This is a genomic window from Streptomyces sp. NPDC044063, assembly GCF_056434285.1.
On record NZ_JBWKFM010000001.1, the window covers coordinates 25,982 to 46,562 of the forward strand.

10 protein-coding genes are annotated in these 20,581 nt (G+C 72.2%); 9 read left to right on the plus strand and 1 reads right to left on the minus strand.

All coding sequences use genetic code 11. From position 1 onward, the window contains the following. Positions 1 to 5: 5 nt before the first annotated feature. From AC07BS_RS00145 to AC07BS_RS00160, 4 genes are read left to right on the plus strand one after another with little or no spacing between them, the layout of a single operon-like run. The gene (locus AC07BS_RS00145) at positions 6 to 5,381 is read left to right on the plus strand and encodes a DUF6603 domain-containing protein (RefSeq protein WP_478928936.1); all 5,376 of its coding nucleotides are present in this window, start codon (positions 6 to 8) and stop codon (positions 5,379 to 5,381) included. Then, positions 5,378 to 7,732 (plus strand): hypothetical protein, encoded by a 2,355-nt coding sequence (locus AC07BS_RS00150; protein WP_478928938.1) that lies wholly within the window; start codon positions 5,378 to 5,380, stop codon positions 7,730 to 7,732. The genes AC07BS_RS00145 and AC07BS_RS00150 overlap by 4 nt, the downstream gene beginning before the upstream one ends. Continuing rightward, positions 7,725 to 11,348: a hypothetical protein gene (locus AC07BS_RS00155; RefSeq protein ID WP_478928939.1), complete on the plus strand. Its 3,624-nt coding sequence runs from the start codon at positions 7,725 to 7,727 to the stop codon at positions 11,346 to 11,348. Before AC07BS_RS00150 ends, AC07BS_RS00155 begins: the two co-directional genes overlap by 8 nt. A gap of 47 nt (positions 11,349 to 11,395) precedes the next feature. Continuing rightward, the gene (locus AC07BS_RS00160) at positions 11,396 to 12,679 is read left to right on the plus strand and encodes a hypothetical protein (RefSeq protein ID WP_478928941.1); all 1,284 of its coding nucleotides are present in this window, start codon (positions 11,396 to 11,398) and stop codon (positions 12,677 to 12,679) included. Between the two features lie 9 nt (positions 12,680 to 12,688). Here AC07BS_RS00160 and AC07BS_RS00165 read toward each other — a convergent pair whose 3' ends face one another. Continuing rightward, a complete protein-coding gene (locus AC07BS_RS00165) occupies positions 12,689 to 13,396 on the minus strand; it encodes a MerR family transcriptional regulator (RefSeq protein ID WP_478639199.1) in 708 nt (235 codons plus the stop codon). Positions 13,397 to 13,535: 139 nt separating this feature from the next. On the opposite strand from AC07BS_RS00165, the gene AC07BS_RS00170 reads away from it, so the two are divergent. The 5 genes from AC07BS_RS00170 (at position 13,536) to rox (ending at position 20,533) form a co-directional block, all read left to right on the plus strand. Then, positions 13,536 to 14,882: a YhgE/Pip domain-containing protein gene (locus tag AC07BS_RS00170; protein ID WP_478639197.1), complete on the plus strand. Its 1,347-nt coding sequence runs from the start codon at positions 13,536 to 13,538 to the stop codon at positions 14,880 to 14,882. Positions 14,883 to 15,044: 162 nt separating this feature from the next. Next, the gene (locus AC07BS_RS00175; protein ID WP_478639195.1) at positions 15,045 to 15,698 is read left to right on the plus strand and encodes a CatB-related O-acetyltransferase; all 654 of its coding nucleotides are present in this window, start codon (positions 15,045 to 15,047) and stop codon (positions 15,696 to 15,698) included. Positions 15,699 to 15,917: 219 nt separating this feature from the next. Then, positions 15,918 to 17,093: a macrolide family glycosyltransferase gene (locus AC07BS_RS00180; protein WP_478928944.1), complete on the plus strand. Its 1,176-nt coding sequence runs from the start codon at positions 15,918 to 15,920 to the stop codon at positions 17,091 to 17,093. A gap of 79 nt (positions 17,094 to 17,172) precedes the next feature. Beyond that, a complete protein-coding gene (locus AC07BS_RS00185; protein ID WP_478928946.1) occupies positions 17,173 to 18,945 on the plus strand; it encodes a glycoside hydrolase family 15 protein in 1,773 nt (590 codons plus the stop codon). Positions 18,946 to 19,102: 157 nt separating this feature from the next. Then, on the plus strand, positions 19,103 to 20,533 hold the full coding sequence (rox, locus tag AC07BS_RS00190) for a rifampin monooxygenase (protein ID WP_478928948.1): 1,431 nt from the start codon (positions 19,103 to 19,105) through the stop codon (positions 20,531 to 20,533). The last annotated feature ends 48 nt before the right edge of the window (positions 20,534 to 20,581 follow it).

Below are 20,581 nucleotides of genomic sequence, written 5' to 3' on the forward strand. Positions count from 1 at the left end.
AGACCATGCCCTTGACCATCGCAGATCTGCGCGCCGCCCTGGAGCGGGCGCGCGGCGACCGACACCTCCGCGTCGACTCCGCCTTCCTCCAACTCGATCCCGCGCACGACCTGTTCGCCCGCTTCCTGCCCGACGCCGTGCTCGACGTCCAGGACGTGACGTCCGTCGACACCGGGGACCTGCGGGTGGCCGGCCAGGTCACGTTGCAGGGCCAGGCCGCCTCCGCCGCCCACGTCGTCTTCCTGCCCGACGACAGCGGGCAGAACGTCGCGGGCGTCCGCGTCGACGTCACCCTTCTGCCCGGCGGCGCGCCACTGCCCGCCGACCTCGCGTCGATCCCCGCGGCGCTGGACAGGATCGGCCTCGGACCCGAGCACCTGGTCTTCGGGATCGAGCCCGGCGGCGACGCGGGCCCCCAGCCGGCCGTCGGCTGCGGCGTGGAGCTGCTGTTCCCGGACAGGACGGCGGCCGTGCGGCCGTACGTCTGGGGGTACCCGCCGGCGAACGACGGGCAGAGCTGGCGGCTCGCGGGCGAGTTCGACGCCGTACCCCTGTCCGGTCCGGACGCCCTGCGCCCCTGGGCGAACCTGCCCGACGGCGGCTTCGACCTGATCCCGGCCGACGTGGCCCAGGGCGCTTCCTTCGGCCTGACCCGGCTCTCCCTCAACTTCGCGCTCGACGAGCCGGAGGGCGGCGGCGCCCCGACCGTACGCTGGCTCGCCGCCGGCATGCGGCTCGCTCTCGGCCGCACCTGGGAGCCGCTGCCCGGCGTCATCGCGCTGGACGACCTGCACGCCGACTTCACCGTCGCGGACCCGCTGGGCAAGAGCTGCGCGGCGGCCGTGGTGCTCGGCGGGCGCGTCACCCTCGCCAAGGACATCGCGGTGGACGTCGGGCTGAGCCTGCCCGAGAAGTCCCTCAGCGGGTCTCTGGTCGGCCCGCTGCCGGTCGGGGCCCTGCTCGCCGACCGCTTCCCGGGCGTCCCCGTACCCCAGGACCTCAAGGTCACGCGCCTCGACGTCTGCGCGGAACTGGGCCGGGGCCCCGCCTGGGGCTACGGCATCGACCTGGACGTCGAGGACGTCTGGCACGTCACCGACGACATCGCCCTGTCCGAGGTCACCCTGAGCCTCGCCCGCGCGGGGGACACGACGACGGCCGACGCGTCCGCCACCTGGAAGCTGGGCGAGGCGACCGTGGACGTGCACGGGACCTGGGCGACCGGGGCCGGCTGGCAGTTCGAGCTGGACGCCTCCCACCTCGGGCTGGGCGACGCCTTCGCCGCGTTCGGGATCCAGCCGCCGCCCGTCCTGAAGGACGTGACCGTCGAGCAGCTGAAGGTCACGTACGACAGCGCCGCCAAGAAGTTCGGGCTGCACGCGAAGGCCACGTTCCCCCTCGGAGCGGTGGGGGCGGACCTCGACGTCACGGTGGAGCTCACCAAGCGCACCGACGGGCAGCCGGGCTACGACCAGCGGTACGAGGGCAGCCTCGCCCTGGAGGTGTCCCCGGGGCGCGAGCTGACCTTCACCGTCCGGGACGTCCAGCAGGCCGAGTTCACCGCGAGCTGCACGGACTCCAAGGGCGTCACCTTCGCGGATCTCGCCGGCCTCCTCGGCATCTCCGACCCGTCCGCGGACCAGGTGCTGGCCGCCCTCGGCACCCTGAACGAGATCACCGTCGGCTACACCACGGCCCGCAAGGCCATCGTGCTCGCCGCCAAGGAGAAGAGCGGCGGTTCGCTGGTCGTCGTCTCGGACCAGCCCACCGGCGGCACCCGCGCCTGGGCCGTCCGCGTGGGGCTGGGCCTGGACGCCCGGCTCTCCCAAGTGCCCCTGCTCCAGGGGCAGATCCCCGACGCGGAGGACATCGGGCTGCGGGGGCTGGGCGCCCTCGTCGCCTCCGAGACCCTCACCGCCGACCGCGTCACCCAGCTCAACAAGGCGCTGACCGCCGCCGACGGCACCCTGCCCCAGCTGCCCGCCGACGGGCTGGCCGAGGGCATGGCCTTCACCGTGGACCTCAAGCTGCCGGGCCGGACCGGGACGACGTCGCTCGCCGTGCGCGGCGCGGGCCGCAGCGGCGGCAAGGCCCTCACGGCGAGCACCGAGGGCAGCGGGAGCGGCCCCCTCAAGAGCGACAGCGGCGGCGGCCTCCCGCTCGTCGCCTGGATCGGCGTCCAGCGCTCCGTCGGCCCGCTCACCGTGCGCCGCGTCGGCGCCGGCTTCGCCGACGGCACCGTCTGGGTGCTCTTCGACGCCTCCCTCGGCATGGCCGGCCTCACCATCGGCGTCGACGGCCTCGGGCTGGGCGTCGAGCTCGCCCACCCGACGGTCCCGCACGTCCGGCTGGACGGGCTGAGCGTCGGCTACTCCCGCCCGCCGCTGGCCGTCGAGGGCGCGCTGGTGGTCAAGGCGAACGAGGCCTACGACCCGCTGGTCGAGGGCGCGCTCGCCGTCAAGGCCGAGGAGTTCGGCCTCACCGCCCTGGGCGCGTACGCACGCCCCACCGCGCACCCCGACCAGCCGTCGTTCTTCCTCTTCGGCAAGGTGAACGGCGAGTTCGGCGGGCCGCCCCCGGTCCAGATCACCGGGATCTCGACCGGGTTCGGACTCAACACCGACCTGCGGCTGCCCGACGGCGACCAGGTGCTGGACTTCCCCTTCCTGAAGGACCTGACGACCACCGATCCGCTCCGGATCCTGGACACGCTGATGGGAGGCGGCAAGGACGCATGGGTGCGTCCGGCGGCCGGGCAGGTGTGGTTCGCCGCCGGGCTGGACTTCCGGATCTTCGAGTTCATCGACGGCAAGGCGCTGCTGGTCCTGGAGGTCGGAGACGACTTCGCCGTCGCGGTGCTCGGCACGGCGGAGGCACGGTTCCCCAAGGAGCCGTCTCTGCCCGCGTACGCCCGGGTGCGGCTGGGGCTGTCCGCCAAGTACCGGTCCAGCGAAGGCGTACTGAAGCTGACCGCGCAGCTCGCTCCCGGATCGTTCCTGCTGTCCGAGGACTGCGTCCTGACCGGCGGCTTCGCGCTGTACACGTGGTTCGACGGCGCCAACGTGGGCGACTTCGTCCTGACCCTGGGCGGCTACCACCCGGAGTTCGAGAAGTCGTTGCCCAAGCACTACCCCAGGGTGCCCAGACTCGGCTTCAACTGGCCCGTCTCCTCCGAGCTGACCATCAGCGGCGGCTCGTACTTCGCCCTCACCCCCGGCGCGATCATGGCCGGCGGTGCGCTGGACGTGAACTACCGTTCCGGCGACCTGCACGCCTGGCTGACGGCACACGCCAACATCCTGATCGAGTGGGCTCCCTTCCACTTCGACGCCGAGATCGACGTGAGCATCGGCGTGAGCTTCGTGCTCGACCTGTGGCTGGTGCGCGAGACGATCAGTGTCGAGGTCGGCGCGTCCCTGCACCTGTGGGGCCCGCCGACGGGCGGCGAGGTCACCGTCCACCTCTGGTTCATCTCCTTCACCATCGGTTTCGGTGACGGCAGCGCGAGGGACGACAAGGCCGCGCCCTGGTCCGATGTGGTCAAGCAGCTGCCCGCCGCCGAGGACGCCGTCCGGCTGGTGCCCGTGGACGGGCTCATGCCGGTGGAGTCCAAGGACGAGCCGGGGCTGTGGACCGTCGGCACCGGCGCCTTCTCCTTCGCGGTGCGCACGGCCGTACCGATCGGCACGCTGTACCTCGGCGAGGACAAGCAGCACCCGATCACGGGATCGGACGTCGACATCCGCCCGCTGTGGGACGGCGGCGAGAAGCTGGACTCGACGCTCACCCTCTCGCTCACCAAGGAGTCCGTCGCCCAGGACCTGAGCCTGTGGGGCGCCGCACCGAACGTGGCGAGCCTGCCCGCCGCGCTGTGGGGCCCGTACGACGGCAAGCTGACCACCGGCAGCAAGCAGCGCGTCGACGACCAGCTGACGGGCGTCGACCTGCGGCTTCCGGCGCCCACGGAGGGCAGCACGCCGGGGCCGGTCAAGGCCGGGACGATCGCACACGACGACCGGACGCCGAATGGCAAGCTGCCGCTGGTGAAGCCGACCACGGTGCGGGCCGTCGTCGAGTCGGCCATCGCCACCCCGGCCGGGGCCGCACAGCCCGTCGCCGTGGAGCTCGCCGCCGCCGCCGCGCCGGCTCCGGAGCTCCGCGCGAACCTCGGTGCCATCACCGGCGGCCGGACCGGCGCGCTGGTCGACCAGTCCCGCGACCGGCTCTTCGCCGCCATGGACTACCTGGACGTGAGCCCCGGCACCAACGAGCGGCTCACCGCCACCGACGGACTGGTGGCCGGCGACGTGACCGCGCAGCCCGCACCCCCGGTGCCGGGCAAGCCGACCGCCAGCGAGCGGCTGTACGTACTGGGCGAGGGAGCGACCGTCACGCCCGTCGACGCGCAGAGCCTGACCCCGTACGAGCCCGTCGCGCTGGAGTTCGCGCAGACGGCTTCCGCGCCGTTCCACTTCGCCGTCAGCCCGGGCGGCCACCGGCTGTGCGCTGTCGACAACGACCAGAACATCGACGTGCGCGACATCTCCGCGAACCCGCCGGGAAAGACCGAGTCCCTGTTCCACGACCGCATCTGGGGCTACCAGCAGACGCGGGGAGCGGCGGTCTCGCCCGACAACGCGTGGGCGTACGTCACCGCCACGCAGTCGCAGCAGCTGCTCGTGCTCGACATGCGACCGGACGTACCGGTCAAGAAGTGGGACTTCGGTCTCCAGGCCGCCATCGGCGACGTCGTCCCCGCGGCCAGGTGGGACGCCACGCGGCAGATCGTGTACGTCGCCAAGCCCGAGCTGAACGTCGTCACCCAGGTCGACGTCACCAACGGGAAATACCCCACGTCCAGCCCGGGCGACGACCTGCCCGCGGGCCCCCACCCCACCCGCCTCGGGGTGGACCCCAAGGGCCGCTGGTTGTACGCGCTCAACGAAGCCACGTCGACGGTGACGGTCATCGACGTCACCACCAAGGCCGTCGCCGCCACCCTGCGCACGGGCACCGGACCCAGCGCCCTGGTCGCCTCGGCCGACGGCGGGCGGCTGTACGTGGCGAACGCCGTGACCGGCACGGTCTCCGTCTTCGACACGAGCGGCGACCGGCCGCGGGAAGCCGCCGAACCCGTGTGGGTGGGCGCGCGGCCGATCGCGCTCGCGCTGTCCGCCGCGGGCGACCGGCTCTATGTCGCCCGGTCACAGTCGCGGGAGATCCGGGTCGTGGACGTCGCCTCGAACCCGCCGGTCCCGCTCCCCGACACCGTCCCCCTCAAGGACGACCCGGTGGCGCTCGCCGTCACCGTGCCGCCGACCGTCACCGACACCCCGGCGGCCCCCAGCGTCACCCGAGTCACCGAAGGCGGTGCGGCATGAGCCACCCCGAGTACACCCCGGACCCCGACCCGTCGCTGAACGTCCAGTTCGTCGACTCGCTGGTGCCCGCGCTCACCGCGGGGCGGTACGTCCTCACCGCGCACCAGTCCCTCACCAAGGACGGCAAGCGGGTCGACACGGACGACTACCTGGGCACCCCGGTGACCCAGCAGGTGGAGGTCCGCGCGCCGCGCTTCACCGTGCAGCCGGAGTGGATCCACGGCGCGTACCCGACGCCGGGCGCCACCGGCCTCTACGACGACGTGCTGCCGCACGTCACCCTCGACCGGGCCACCCTGCCGTGGGAACGGGACGAGACGACGGCGAACGACGGCACCCGCCTGCCGTGGCTGGCCCTCCTCGTCCTCGGCGAGGGCGATCTGCCCGTGACCGACCCGCACTGCCTCGGACAGACCGAAGCGCGGACGGTGGCTCAGCTGACCGGCACCGAGGACGGCGTCCTCCTGCCCCCGTTCGACCAGCACGCGGACCCGATCACCGATGCCGACAAGCAGACGGTGTGCCGCACCGTGCTGGTGCCCCGGACCGTCTTCCGGGCCGTCGCCCCCACCCAGGCCGAACTGCCCTTCCTTTCCCACGTCCGCCGGGTCGACGAGCAGCACCAGGGCGTGACGCTGACCGACGACCTGATCCAGGTCGGCGACTACGCGGTCGTCGTCGGCAACCGGCTGCCCCGCGCCGCCGGCGGCCGCTACGTCGCCCACCTCGTGTCCCTGGAGGGCTGGGCGCCGTACCTGCCCGGTGGAGCCAAGGAGACGGAGGGCCCCGAGCAGGCCGTACGGCTCATCTCGCTCTGGTCGTGGGCGTTCGAGACGATCCCCGACCACGCCCCCGGCTTCGCCGCGCTGACCGAGCACTTCGTCGACACCGAGGGCCCGGACGGCTCGGCGCTGCTGCTGCGCGTGCCGCTGCCCGATCGTCCGCTGTCCGGCTCCGACCAGCAGGAGGTCGCCGACCGTCTCGGCAAGGGCTACCTGCCCCTCTCGTGCCGCACGGAGTCCGGCCGCTCCACCTTCGGCTGGTACCGGGGCCCGTTCACCCCCCAGCCGGCCGAGCCGCAGACTGATCGCGAGCGACGCCGGTGCGCGGCGGAGGCCCTGATCCACCTGGACCAGTACGGGGTCTTCGACGTCAGCCTCGCCACCGCGTTCACCGCCGGGCGGGGCGTCGCCCTGGCTGATCACCAGTTCGGCGCGGCGCTGCTGCGCCTGCGCGGCAAGGTGCAGCGGGCGGCGGAGAAGAAGACCCGTGCGACGGCCACCACCGGGGCACGGGCGCGCGTCGAGCACCTGGTGACGAACGGTCTCGCCGGCCACCTGGGGGAGGTTCTGACCGCGCCGGCCCCCGCCTCGCCGGCCGACGGCGCCCCCGCCCCCGTACGACGCCCCGCCGTCACCCCCGTACCGGCCGCGACCGCACTCCCCGTCACCGCCGGGCTCACCGTGGAGCGTCTGCGCGCCGACGCGGACCTCCACGCGAAGCTCACCGCGGCCGACGCGCCGCTGGTGGATCCGGCCGACGACGACCTCGCCCTCGTCCGGAACCGGCTGCTCGACCTGCGCAACCTGGCAGGTGTGCCGTTCGCCCACCTCGTGCCCGACACGCGCATGCTGCCCGCCGAGAGCCTGCGCTTCTTCTACGTCGACCCCGACTGGACCGCGACACTGCTCGACGGCGCCCTGAGCGTGGGACTGTCCCACTCCTTCGACCTCACCTCGGACGAGCTGGTCCTCGGGCCCCGGGGACAAGCCCCGCTGCCTCCGTTCGCCGCGCCGGTCACGGGTCTGCTGCTGCGCTCCCAGCTCGTCAGCGGCTGGCCCGCGCTGGAGGTCCGCCCGTACGCGAACCCCACGGCCACCGACGGCGAGAAGACCCTGCCGGTGCTGCGCCGCGAGGCGCTCGCCGACGACGTCCTGCTCGTCCTCGTCGAAGGCGTCCCGGGCCGCGTCGAGCTCGCCGAGCCGCAACAGGGCGTCCACTTCGGCATCGACGAACCGAACCAGGACGACGAGACCGACCCGATCAAGGACGGCATCATCCGGCTGCGCGCCCTCTCCGGCGACGACCTCGGCAAGGAGCTGGACCCGCAGCGGTATCCGTTCCCGGTGTCGCCCAAGAAGTTCACCGACTACCTGCGAGCCCCCGGCGACACCGTGCTGAACGTGACCGCACTCGCCGACGGTCTGGGAAGCGCCCTGGGCATCACGGACCGGCCGCTGACCCCCGCCGAGTTCGCCATCCAGATGATCAACGCCGCGCAGCGCCGTACCTTCACCACCGCTGCCGACGAGCAGAACCCCACCACGACAGGAGACCACCCCAATGGCTGACCGCGACGACACCCTCATCGTCCCGGTGAACGTGGACGCCCTGGTGGTCAACGAGAAACTGCGCGAACGCGACGGCCAGGGCTTCCGCCGCTGGCGGCCCGACTTCAACCTGCTGCGCCACAGCCTCAGCCCCGAGGTGTCCCCGTTCACCAACGAGGACCAGTGGAACGCCACCAAGGAGCACGAGAAGGACGACGAGTACAAGCAGTACGACGGCGTCTACGTGCGCTGGGAACTGCCGGAGGCCCTGCGCCAGGGCGCCGCGCGCACCGCGGGCGGACGTACGGAGTTCCCGCTCGTGCCCAACCGCTGGCTCGTGGTCCGGCAGGTCCAGGGCAGGGACGACCTGACCACCGGCTGGGTCGTGGAGAGCGACTTCCTCGACCCCAAGCAGGGCACGTCGCGCTTCATGCACCCCGTCAGGGCGAACGCCGGGGACCCGGCGACCACGCCGTACCGCTCCACGATCATCACGACGCAGATCGGCAGGAAGCAGGCCATCGGCGCCGACGGAACGGCGTGGAGCGAGCCCACCGACGCCTCGCGCAAGGAGCTGTTCCTCACCGCGGTCGGCCCCGGCATCATGACCTTCCACGTCTACCAGCCGTACCACGAGGACGTCTTCTCGCTGCACGACCCGCTGACCGGTGTCGACTCCGCGACCGTGAACTACCAGGTCGTCGGCTGGTACTCGGACCCGGCGCAGGAGGAGCTGCGCCGCCGTCTCGACGCGGCGGGGGCGACGGTCGACTCCGCCCTGGCCGGCCTCGGCTGGACGGTCGCCGACCTGCCGAAGGGCTGGACGCCCGGCAGCACCACCTACTGCGGGCGAGCCCTCCAGGTGCGGTGGGACCGCGACGGCGCGGCCCCGGACTCGGACCGCCCGGAGAAGACGGACGTCAGCGACCGGGTCGCCGTCGGCAGCAGCGCGGACGAGGCGCACGCCGCGCTGATCGCCAAGGCCCGCGCGGCCCTGCCCGCCGGCTCCGGCAACGCCGTCGACCACACCACCGATCCCGCTCTCCTGCACGTCCTCGCCAAGGGCCTGCTGCACACCCTCGACGAGCCCGACGGCGACGTCGCCGTGGCCCAGGCCCTGCACAAGGGCTGGTTCCAGCAGCTGCCGGGCGGTTACGTGTGGCGGCTCGCCGACACCTCCGGCAAGGGCAACCCCTCCGGCGACCCGGCGTCGGTCACATGGTCCGGCGTGACGCCCGAGCACGAGGCGTGGCTGGCGGAGCTCAACAGCCACCAGAGCGCTTACGACCAGGCGGAACGGGAACTCTTCGCGCTCCAGAAACGCCTGTACGCGCTGTGGTGGATGCACAGCCTGCCGCTCATCCCGCCCCAGTACAGCCGCGAGCGGCTGCGTGCCGAGATCGACCCGGCGAACCCGGACGGCCTCGCCGCCCACGTGGCCGCCGCCCAGGACGACCTGCGGAACACGAAGCGGAAGGCCATCACCGACTGCGTCGCCGGCCACCCGCTGCCCGACGGCTACGAGCTCCGCCAGGAGGCACTGCCGCCGTTCTACCAGGTCACCGACCCGACGGTGGTACTGGCCGGGGCCAGGAGCCACACCCCGCACAAGCCGCTGGCCGGCAACGACGGTGCCCTCGTCTGCCGCATGCCGTCGCAGATCGTCGACGACGGACGGGCGAACCCCTTCACCTCGCTCCGCACGAGCGGACTGCCGTCGGTCGTGACGGCCCTGCTGATCGAGTTCGCGTGCGTGCTCGACCCGAAGAACGCGGGCGCGTACACCCCCGACATCGCCCCGGCCCCCTGGCGGCAGCCCTGGAAGCCGCTGCTGTTCCAGTGGCGGGTCGACCACTGGCAGGTTCCCTACGGCGACCTGGACGACCCGAACTGGACGTTCGACGGCAGCACCTACCACTGGAAGAAGGGCTCGCCCGCCGCCGACGCCATCGAGGTGACCGGCCGCCGCTTCCTCGTCCCGCTGCCGCAGCACACCCTGAGCGGTGGACTCGAACGGCACGCCGCCGACCACCCCGACGCGGCGACGGCCGAGGCGCTCACCACGGCGGCGGCGCAGATCAAGGACCTGGACCTGCTCTCCCAGCGGCTGGACGGGCTCACGGACGCCTTCGCCCTGCGCGACCCGGCCCCCGGCGTGAGCCCGCCCGGCCGGATCGGCGAGCTCGTCGGTGACGCGTTCCGTCACCTGCCCAACCCGGGCAGGCTGCCCGAGCCGTTCAAGGGCTGGCAGGATTCCGGCTTCACCCAGATCCGGGCCGGGCAGTTCGAGCTGGGCCGGCTGAGCATCGTCGACGAATTCGGCCAGAACCTCGACGTCCTGCTGCCCGGTGACGCGCAGAACTTCCTTCCGAAGGTGGGCGACAGCCTCCACACCGACGACACATACGTCGACACCAAGAACCCGGGCCGGTTCGTCCAGCTGCCGCCGCGCCTGCTCCAGCCGGCGCGGCTGCGGTTCGACTTCGTCGACGAGCACGACGACGCCCGGCTCGTCGACCTGACCGCGAACACCACACCCGTGGGCGCGTGGATCGTCCCCAACTACGTCGACCGCTCGCTGCTGTGCTACGCGCCCACCGGTGAACCGCTGGGCGAACTGCGCCTCGAACTCCGCGAGGGCGGCTCGGGCGATGTGACGACCGTGCTGGCCTGGGGCCCCCTGCCGGATTCCCAGGTGCGTACGATCGACGACCTGCGCGCGACCCGCCCGCAGCTCCACGCGTTCGCCCGCGAGCTGACCGCGAAGGGCCCGGACGCCTTCGCGGACCTGCTGGCCACCGTCGACCACGCGCTCGCCGGCATCGACCCGGGCAACCCGTACGGCGACGAGGTGCTCGGCGCGCTCCTCGGGCGCCCGCTCGCCCTGGTCCGCGCGCGGCTCGGCTTCGAGCTGGAGGGCCTGCCCGTCGCCGACGCGGGCTGGCAGTACGCGCTGGACTGGAAGACGCAGGCCGCGTGGGGCACGCGTCCCGACGGGCAGGCGACGCCTCCCGAGATGGCCCACCTCGACTACCGGTGGCCGGTCCGGCTCGGCAACGCCGGGCAGAAGGGCGACGGTCTGATCGGCTACTTCTCCGAGGCCGACTACGGGACGTTCTACTCCGTGGCCAAGCCGGACACGAGCACCGACTACGTGGCGGAGATCGCCGACACCACCTGGCCCCGGCTGCGGGCGGACTCCACGCAGCTGACGCACCTCACGCTGCTGCTCGACCCGCAGGCCACGGTCCACGCGACCACGGACATCCTGCCGGTGACGGAACTCCAGCTTCCGACGCGCTTCACCCGCACGGCCATGGCCGCGATGCGGGTGGCGCTGCGGCTCAGCCCCGTGCTGACCACGACACGGAAGGTGCCGGCCAAGGACGTGGGCGGACCGGGCGACGGGTCGGCCGGCTTCGTCAACGCCCTCGCCATGCCGCACCCCACCGCACCGCAGGGCACCTGGGACTGGGCCGAGCTCGTCGTGCCGGACGCGCCCGCCGGCGCCGGCCCCGCACCGCGGTGGGCCCACGAGGCGATCGTGCAGATCGACCAGAAGGCCCGGCTGGACGAGGACGGCCCGACCGTACGCACCGGCTTCCTGCGGCTGACCGGCGGCTTCGACACCAAGTGACTTCGCGCCACCAGCACCTGAACCCCATCGTGAAAGGAGCCGACTCCGTGAGCGAGCCGGACGCCCCCCTGCTGGACTACGCCCTCATCAGCGAACCGTTCCCGCTGTACGCGACGACCGGCAGCGACGACCCCGCCACGGCGCTGCACATCGTGGTCTCGAACGGCGGTGGCGAGACCGTCTACTGCCGCGAGATCGTCTTCTCCCTGCCCGAGGGCGACCTCGCGCAGAGCCTGGTCGAGGCCGACGCGGGCGACGGACAGGCTCCCGACTGGACGGTGCAGCGCATCCAGCCGGGGACGCAGACCCTCCTGCCGCCGGGCGACTACGCCCACTTCGTGGCCAAGCCGAACAAGGCCGACGTGGCCGTCGACGTCTCCGGCATCACCATCACGCTGGAGAACCTGAAGATCAGCTCACACCCCGGCACGGCCCGGATCGAGGTCCGCGAGGTCGCCACGACGAACACGGACACGTGGCCCGACAGCCCGCGCTTCAAGAAGCTGAAGATCAAGAAGTTCCCGGCCCCGAAGATCCCGGTGATGGCGGTCTCCGACTTCACGGCGGACAAGCTGGAGGTGGATGCCGGCGGCTCGGTCCGCCTTACGTGGAACGGCCCGTCCACGCTCGACTACAAGGTCGCGTACGGGGGCAATACGCACTCGGCAGACAAGCGCGAGTACACCGCGACGATCGACCGCGACACGACCTTCCAGCTCTCGTACGTCACCGGCGGGACCACGCACTACCAGACGACCACGGTCACGGTGAGGAACCCGAAGCTGACGGGGCTGGAGGTGGACGGCCCGGTCACGGTCACGGGCGCCACGGATGTCCAGGGGCTGACGGCGCACGGGGACATCGACGCCAAGCAGGCACTGACGGTCGGCGGCTCGACCGACCTCCAGGGGCTCACGGTGCACCAGGACGTCGACGCCAAGCAGGCACTCACGGTCGGCGGTTCCAGCGATCTGCAGGGCCTGACGGTGAACAAGGGTCTCATCGCGAAGCAGGCACTCACCGTGAACGGGTTCCTCCAGGCGACCCAGGACATCGACGTCTCGTACAACGGCCAGAAGAAGTTCACGACGAGCGGTACCGACGGCATCACGTTCAACGCGTACACGTTCGGCCAGGGAGACCTGTCCACGCTGAGGAACTTCCTCAACGGGAAGACCAAGTTCCAGATCTGGAACACCATGCACGACGACGGCCGCGAAGCGAACGTCTTCGTGTACAACGACGGCGGCGACCACCGCAACGTCCAGGCTGACTTCGGAAGCCCGGGCGCACTTCACTCCGGGTACGAGTTCCGTCTCATCCCTCTCTAGCGGACGTGATCAATCGCCCTGAGGGCGGCCACCTTCCGTGTGGTCGCCCTCACGGCGTTCCCCCGCACCCCCGCCGTCCGTCGTGCGCCGGCGCACCTGGTCCTCCTGGGCGAGTCGCCGGAGCAGTTCGAGCATGGGGCCGGAGAGGGCGAGGACGATGACGGCCTGTTCGGCCAGGGTGGGGGAGTCGGCGAAGGCCGCCGCGCGCTCGAGGTCCAGGCGGGCGATGGAGCGGGCCAGCTCCGCGTAGGCGACGAGGCGCTCCGGCTGGTAGTCGGCGTCGAGCCGTCTGAGTTCGCGCAGGGCCGTGGTGAGGCCCAGGACGTGCGGGGAGGTGTCGGGGACCTGCCAGTCCATGGTGGCGATCAGGCTCGCCACGTCGGCGGCGGCCTCGGATTCGGCCTGTGCGTCCCGCTCGGCGTCCCCGGCCGAGACCGAGGTGACGGGGACCGGCAGGGCGTAGCTGATGGCCTTGAGGGTGTCGTCGGTGCTGTGGGCCTGGTCGACGGCGGTCAGGACGTCGCGGGTGCCGGCGATGGACAGCCCGCCCAGGGTGGTGAGCGCCTTGATCAGCCGCAGGCGCTGGACGTGCTCCTCCCCGTACTCGGCCAGGGTGGCGGCCGTCGCCCTGCCGGCGGGGAGGAGGCCCTCGCGCCGGAAGTACTTGATGCTGGCGACCGGCACGCCGGTCCTGCGGCTGAGTTCCGAGATCTTCATGAGGCGTCCTCGCTGATGGTGCGGCCCAGGGCGTCCATGCCGGATCGACGTCGACTGGACACCCTAAGAAGATACTGCCACTATCTAGTGCTGGATACCTTAAATATCTAGTTACTCTATGTGATCATCCGGAGCGGTCATGCCTTCCCCTCAGCCCTCCTCCGCGCTCCGCAGCCCGAAGCTGTGGCTCGGATCAGGACTCATTCTCGCCGTGGTCTCCATGTTGTTCGCCCTGCTCTATGTGGGTGGCAACGTCAATCCCAAGGGCAATCTGCGCGACCTTCCGGTCGCCCTGGTCAACAGCGACAGCGGCGCCGAGGCGGGCGGCAAGCGCGTCAACCTCGGTGACCAGGTCGTCTCCGGCATCAAGAAGAACGCCGAGAGCAACCACAGCTTCGACTGGCAGGTCCTCAGCCGCGCCGAGGCCGACAAGCGGCTCGGCCAGGGCAAGCTCTTCGGCGCGCTGGTCGTGCCGAAGGACTTCACCGCCTCGGTGATGGGGCTGACCAGCCCGCAGCAGAAGCAGCCGGCCCGGCCGACCCTGACCGTGCTGACCAACCAGTCGGCCGGCAGCATCGGCTCCTCCATGGCCAGCCAGGCGACCCAGAAGGCCGCCCACGCCGCCTCCGCGCAGATCGGCAAGGACCTCCTCAAGCGCACCCAGGCCCAGGGCGCCAAGCTTCCCCCGGCCGCCCAGCTCATGCTCGCCGACCCCGCGGCCGTTCAGGTCACCGACGGCCACCCGCTCGGCAGCCACAGCGCCATGGGTCTGAGCGCCTTCTACTACGCGCTGGTCCTGGTCGTCTGCGGCATGCTCGGCGCCAACGCCATCAACTCGCAGGTCGACACCTTCCTCGGCTACCTCCACGCGGACTTCGGCCCCATCCGTCAGCGTCAGCCCCTCCGGCACACCAGCCGGGTGCGCACGCTGGGCATCGGCATCGTCCTCATGCTGGGCCTCTCCGTCCTCATGGGCTCCCTCGTCCAGCTGGCCACCGTCGGCATCCTCGGCATGGACGCCTCCCACCTGGGCCTGATGTGGCTCTACTCCGTGGCCACCATCGCGGTCGTCGGCGTGAGCGCCCTGACGCTGCTCTGCGTCTTCGGTATCCCCGGCATGCTGCTGTCGGCCATCGTCTTCGTGGCCATGGCCGTCCCGTCCGCCGGTGCCACCGTCCCGCTCCAGGCGCTGCCCGACTTCTTCCGCGTGCTCTCCGAGTTCGAGCCGCTGCGGCCGATCACCGGCGGTATGCGCTCCCTCCTCTACTACGGTGCCCAGGGTGACGCCGGTCTGACCCGCGCCTGGATCTCCATGGGCATCGCGCTGGTCGTCTCCCTCGCCTTCGGCTTCGGCATGACCCGCCTCTACGACCTCAAGGGCCTCCACCGCGTCGCCCCGCCGGCCGCCGACGCGGACGCCGACACCACCGACGCCGACTCGGACTCCGACGCGAGCGAGACCGCTCCGGAGCCCGCGAAGGCCTGACACGGGTAACCGCGTCGGCCATCACCCGGCACCCGCGCCCCGTCCGCTGCCCAGCGGACGGGGCGCGGGGCTTTTCCGGCGAAAACCGGTGTCCTCGACGGGCTCGGCTCCCTGATCATGGAGCGGTCACCCGCACGCGACCGAGACGAGGAAGCACCTGCCATGCCCGTCCCCGCCGACCCGACGGTTCTCCATCCGATGCCCGGGCAGCCCCGGGTGGTGCTGCTCAAGCCACTGGTGAAGTCCCCCCTGATCGAGGTGGGGGAGTACTCCTACTACGACGACCCGGACGACGCGACCGCGTTCGAGACCCGCAACGTGCTCTACCACTACGGGCCGGAGAAGCTGGTCATCGGCAAGTTCTGCGCGCTGGGCACCGGGGTGCGGTTCATCATGAACGGCGCCAACCACCGCATGGACGGCCCCTCGACCTTCCCCTTCCCCACCATGGGCGGCTCCTGGGCCGAACACTTCGACCTGCTCACCGGCCTGCCGAACCGAGGCGACACCGTCGTCGGCAACGACGTCTGGTTCGGCCACGGCGCGACGGTGATGCCCGGCGTACGGATCGGCCACGGCGCGATCATCGGTACCGGCGCCGTGGTCACCCGCGACGTACCCGACTACGGCATCGTCGCCGGCAACCCCGCCCGTCTCATCCGCACCCGCTACGACGAGCGGGACATCGCCCGGCTGCTGGCCGTGGCCTGGTGGGACTGGCCCGCGGAGCGGATCACCGACCACATACGGACGATCATGTCGGGCAGCATCGACGACCTGGAAAACGCGATGCGCGAGAACCCCGGGGCGGTCTAGAGTCGCACACATGCACCTCTACCAGATCTACGGCTGACACGACGTCACGGCCGGGGCACTGCCCCGGCTTCCTCACGCACAGTCCTCCGCACCGTCCCGTGTGCCGCTCTGTGCGCAGCCCGCGCGCGCCCATGACCGAGCCTCCCGTAGAGGCCGGACGGCGCGCCGGGCCGTCGTGTCCTGCCACTTTCGCCGTAGATCTGAAATGAGTGAGCGTCCATGTCCCGTCGCCGTGCCCACATCGCGATGGTCGGCATCCCCGCCGTCAGCCACATCCTGCCCAGCCTCGAGGTCATCCGCGAGCTCGTCGCCCGCGGCCACCGCGTGACCTACGCCAACGACCCCGCGGTCGCCGACCTGATCGCGCCCACCGGCGCCGAACTCGTCCCGTGCGCCTCCGGATTGCCGGTCGCCGACAACCGCTGGCCCGACGACCCGATCGCCGCGATGGGCCTCTTCCTCGACGACGCCGTCCAGGCACTCCCGCGACTGCGCGCCGTCTACGACCAGGACCCGGCGGACCTGTACCTGTACGACATCACCGCCTACGCCGCGCGCGCCCTCGCCGAATCGCAGGGCCGGCCCCTCCTCCAGCTGTCCCCGACGTTCGTGGGCTGGGACGGCTACGACCAGGACGTCGCGGCATACGTGCGTCAGCTGCCGGGCGCCGACGCGTACCGGGCGAGGTTCGCGCGCTGGCTCGCCGGCTGCGGGGCGTCCACCACCGACGTCGACGCTTTCTCCGGCCGTCCCGCGCGGGCCCTGGCGCTGATCACCAGGGCGATGCAGCCGTACGCCGACAAGGTACCCACCGACGAGGTCACCTTTGTCGGGCCCTGCTTCGACGCGGGCGCGGGCGCCGACGACTGGACCCGCCCGGCGGACGCCGGGAAGGTGCTGCTGATCTCCCTGGGCTCGGCGTACACCCGTCAGCCGGAGTTCTACCGCCGGTGCCTGGCGGCCTACGGCGACCTGCCCGGCTGGCACGTCGTCCTCCAGATCGGCAAGTACACCGACCCGAGGGAGCTCGGCGCCGTCCCGCCGAACGTCGAGGTGCACTCCTGGGTCCCGCAGCGGGCGATCCTTCGGCAGGCGGACGCCTTCGTCACCCACGCCGGCATGGGCGGTTGCAGTGAGGGACTGATGGCGGGCGTCCCGATGATCGCAGTGCCGCAGGGCGCCGAGCAGCCCATGAACGCCGACCGCCTCGTGGAACTGGGCGTGGCCCGCCGCATCGACACCGCGGAAGCCACCGCCGAGGCCCTCAGGACGGCCCTGCACGACCTGGTCGGCGACCCGGAGGTCGCCCGCCGCTCGGCCCGGCTGAGCGCCGACGCCCGGGCCGAGGGCGGCACACGCCGCGCCGCCGACCTGATCGAGGACATGCTCCCCTGATCACCTGGTTCACGCGGCGCCACCGGCGGATAATGGTCTGACCAGCGCTCCCGCGGCGCTGTGAGGACCGGTGGCGGCGATGACCAGGACGGCACCCGATGCGGAGCCCGGCGGCGGGGCCCTCGCGCCCCAGCCGCTGCGGCAGTACGCGCTGCTGGCCGACGGGGAGCGCGGCGTCATCGTGGGGCCGCGCGGCGAGTACGCGTGGATGTGCGCTCCCCGGTGGGACTCGGACGCGGTCTTCTCGACGCTGGTCGGCGGGCAGGGCGCGTACGTGGTCACGCCGGTGGGCCGCTGCGTGTGGGGCGGCTACTACGAGGACGGCACGCTGATCTGGCACAGCCGCTGGGTCACCGACGACGGCATCGTCGAGTGCCGCGAGGCGCTGGCCTTCCCCGGCGACCCGCGCCGGGCGGTGCTCCTGCGGCGGATCATGGCCCTGGAGAACGCCGCCCGGATGTCCGTCGTCCTCGACCCCCGCGCCGCCTTCGGCCGGTACCCGCTGCGTGACCTCACCCGCGAGGCCGACGGCGTGTGGGCCGGCCGCGTCGGCGACCTCTCGGTGCGCTGGTCCGGCTGCCCCACCGACCCGCGCCCTCCGGGTCCCGGGCGGGACGGGCCGGCGCTGGACCTGACGGTGGAGGCCGGGGCCTGCCACGACCTGGTCCTGGAGATCGGCGACCGGCGCCCCACCGGCGACCCCCCGGACCCCGCGACCATGTGGCGGGCCACCGAGGAGGCCTGGCACGCCGCGGTGCCCCCGCTCGACGACACGGTCGCCCGGACCGACGCCCGCCGGGCGTACGCGGTCCTGCGCGGGCTGACGTCGGCGTCGGGCGGCATGGTGGCGTCCGCGACCACGAGCCTGCCGGAGCGGGCCGAGGAAGGCCGCAACTACGACTACCGCTACGTGTGGATCCGTGACCAGTGCTACGCGGGCCAAGCGGTCGCCGCCGCCGGGGACATGGCGCTGCTGGACGACGCGGTGCGGTTCGTCACGGCCCGACTCCACCAGGACGGGCCCCGGATGGCGCCCGCCTACACCGTGGAGGGGCGCACGATCCCCGACGAGCGCGAGCTCGACCTGCCGGGCTACCCCGGGGGATTCGACCGCGTCGGCAACAAGGTCAGCGGGCAGTTCCAGCTCGACGCGTTCGGCGAGGCCCTGCTCCTGCTGGGCACCGCCGCGCGCCACGACCGGCTGGACGCCGACGGCTGGCAGGCGGCCGTCATCGCCGCGGACGCCGTGGCCCGGCGACGCGACGAACCGGATGCCGGCGTGTGGGAGCTCCGTCCGCGCGCATGGGCGCACAGCCGGCTGGCGTGCGCCGCCGGCCTGCGCGGCGTCGCCGCCGGCGCACCCGGCGGACGGGCCGCCGAGTGGAGCGCGCTGGCCGACCGCCTGGTGGCGGACACCGCCGCCCGGTGCCTCCACCCGTCCGGCCGCTGGCAGCGTTCCCCCGAGGACACCGGCCTGGACGGCGCCCTGCTGCTGCCTCCTCTGCGGGGCGCCGTACCCGCCGACGACCCCCGGACGCGTGCCACGTTGCGCGCCTACGTCGACGACCTCACCGAGGACCACTTCGCCTACCGGTTCCGGCACGACGACCGGCCGCTGGCGGAGGCCGAGGGCGCCTTCCTGCTGTGCGGGTTCATCACCGCGCTGGCCGAGCACCAGCAGGGGAGGGAGGTGGCGGCGTTCCGCTGGTTCGAGCGCAACCGCGCCGCCTGCGGGCCGGCCGGGCTGTACTCGGAGGAGTACGACGTCGCCCAGCGGCAGTTGCGCGGCAACCTGCCGCAGGCCTTCGTACACGCGCTGATGCTGGAGTGCGCGGCGCGGTTCGCCGAGTGACGGCACACGTGGAGGCGGCACACGTGGAGCGGCACACGTAAGGGCAAGGAGATTTCCCTTTCCTTGCCCTTCTTAAGCTATAGCGTATGGGGGGCCTTGCCGCAAGGCCCCCCATACGCTGCAAAATCTCCGTCCTGAGCCGGAAGCGGGGGTTTTGATGATTGATGTGATCGTGGTCGGCGGCGGGCCGACCGGCTTGATGCTGGCAGGCGAACTGCGGCTGCACGGTGTGCACGTGGTCGTGCTGGAGCGGCTGACGGAGCCGAGCGAGCAGTCCCGCGGGCGCGGCCTGCACACGCGCAGCGTCGAGATGATGGACCAGCGCGGTCTGCTGGACCGGTTCCTCGCGGTCAGCGAGAAGTTCCAGGTCGGCGGTTTCTTCGGCGGCATCATGAAGCCGTATCCGGGCGGGCTGGACACGGCGCACCCGTACAGCCTGTCCGTCGCGCAGCAGGTCACCGAGCGGCTGCTCCACGAGCGTGCCCTCGAACTCGGGGTGGAGATCCGGCGCGGCCACGAAGTGGCCGGGCTGAGCCAGGACGAGGAGGGGGTGAGCGTCGAGCTGGTCGCGGGCACACCTCTGCGCTCGCGCTACGTCGTCGGCTGCGACGGCGGCCGCAGTACGGTGCGCCGGCTGCTCGGCGTCGGTTTCCCCGGCGAGCCCTCCAGGGTCGACACGCTGCTGGGCGACATGCGGGTGACCGAAGAGCCGGAGAAGATCGCCGCTGTTGTCGAGGAGGTCCGCAAGACCCAGTTGCGGTTCGGTGCCATCCCCCTAGGGGACGGGATGTACCGCATCGGCGTGCCCGCCGACGGAGTGGCCGAGGACCGTGCGGCCGCGCCGACCCTCGACGACTTCCAGCGGCAGCTGCGGACCTGGGCGGGGACCGACTTCGGGGTGCACTCGCCGCGCTGGCTGTCCCGTTTCGGTGACGCCACCCGGCTGGCCGAGCGGTACCGGGTCGGCCGGGTGCTGCTGGCCGGCGACGCGGCGCACATCCACCCGCCGACCGGCGGGCAGGGGATGAACCTCGGCATCCAGGACGCGTTCAACCTCGGTTGGAAGCTGGCCGCCGAGGTGCGCGGCTGGGCGCCGGAGGGGCTGCTGGACAGCTACCACACCGAGCGGCACCCGGCGGCCGCCGCCGTACTGGACAACACCCGCGCGCAGATGACCCTGCTGGGCACCGATCCGGGCGTGGTCGCGCTGCGGGGGCTGCTGTCGAGGCTGATGGACTTCGAGGAGGTGAACGAGTACGTCACCGGGATGATCACCGCGGTCGGGGTCCGCTACGACGTCGGCGAGGGCCACGACCTGCTCGGCCGGCGGCTGCGGGACGTACGGCTGAAGCGGGGGCGCCTGTACGAGCTGATGCACGACGGCCGAGGCCTGCTGCTCGACGGGACCGGCGGCCTGCTCTCGGTGGAGGGCTGGGCGGACCGGATCGACCACGTCGTCGACACCGCCGAGGAGCTGGACGTGCCGGCGGTTCTGCTGCGGCCGGACGGTCATGTGGTGTGGGTCGGCGACGAGCAGCGGGATCTGCTCGACCACCTGCCCAGGTGGTTCGGCGCCGCCACCGGCTGAGCGGTGACCCGCCGGCCCCCGTCCTGGCGGGGACCGGCGGGCGCCTCG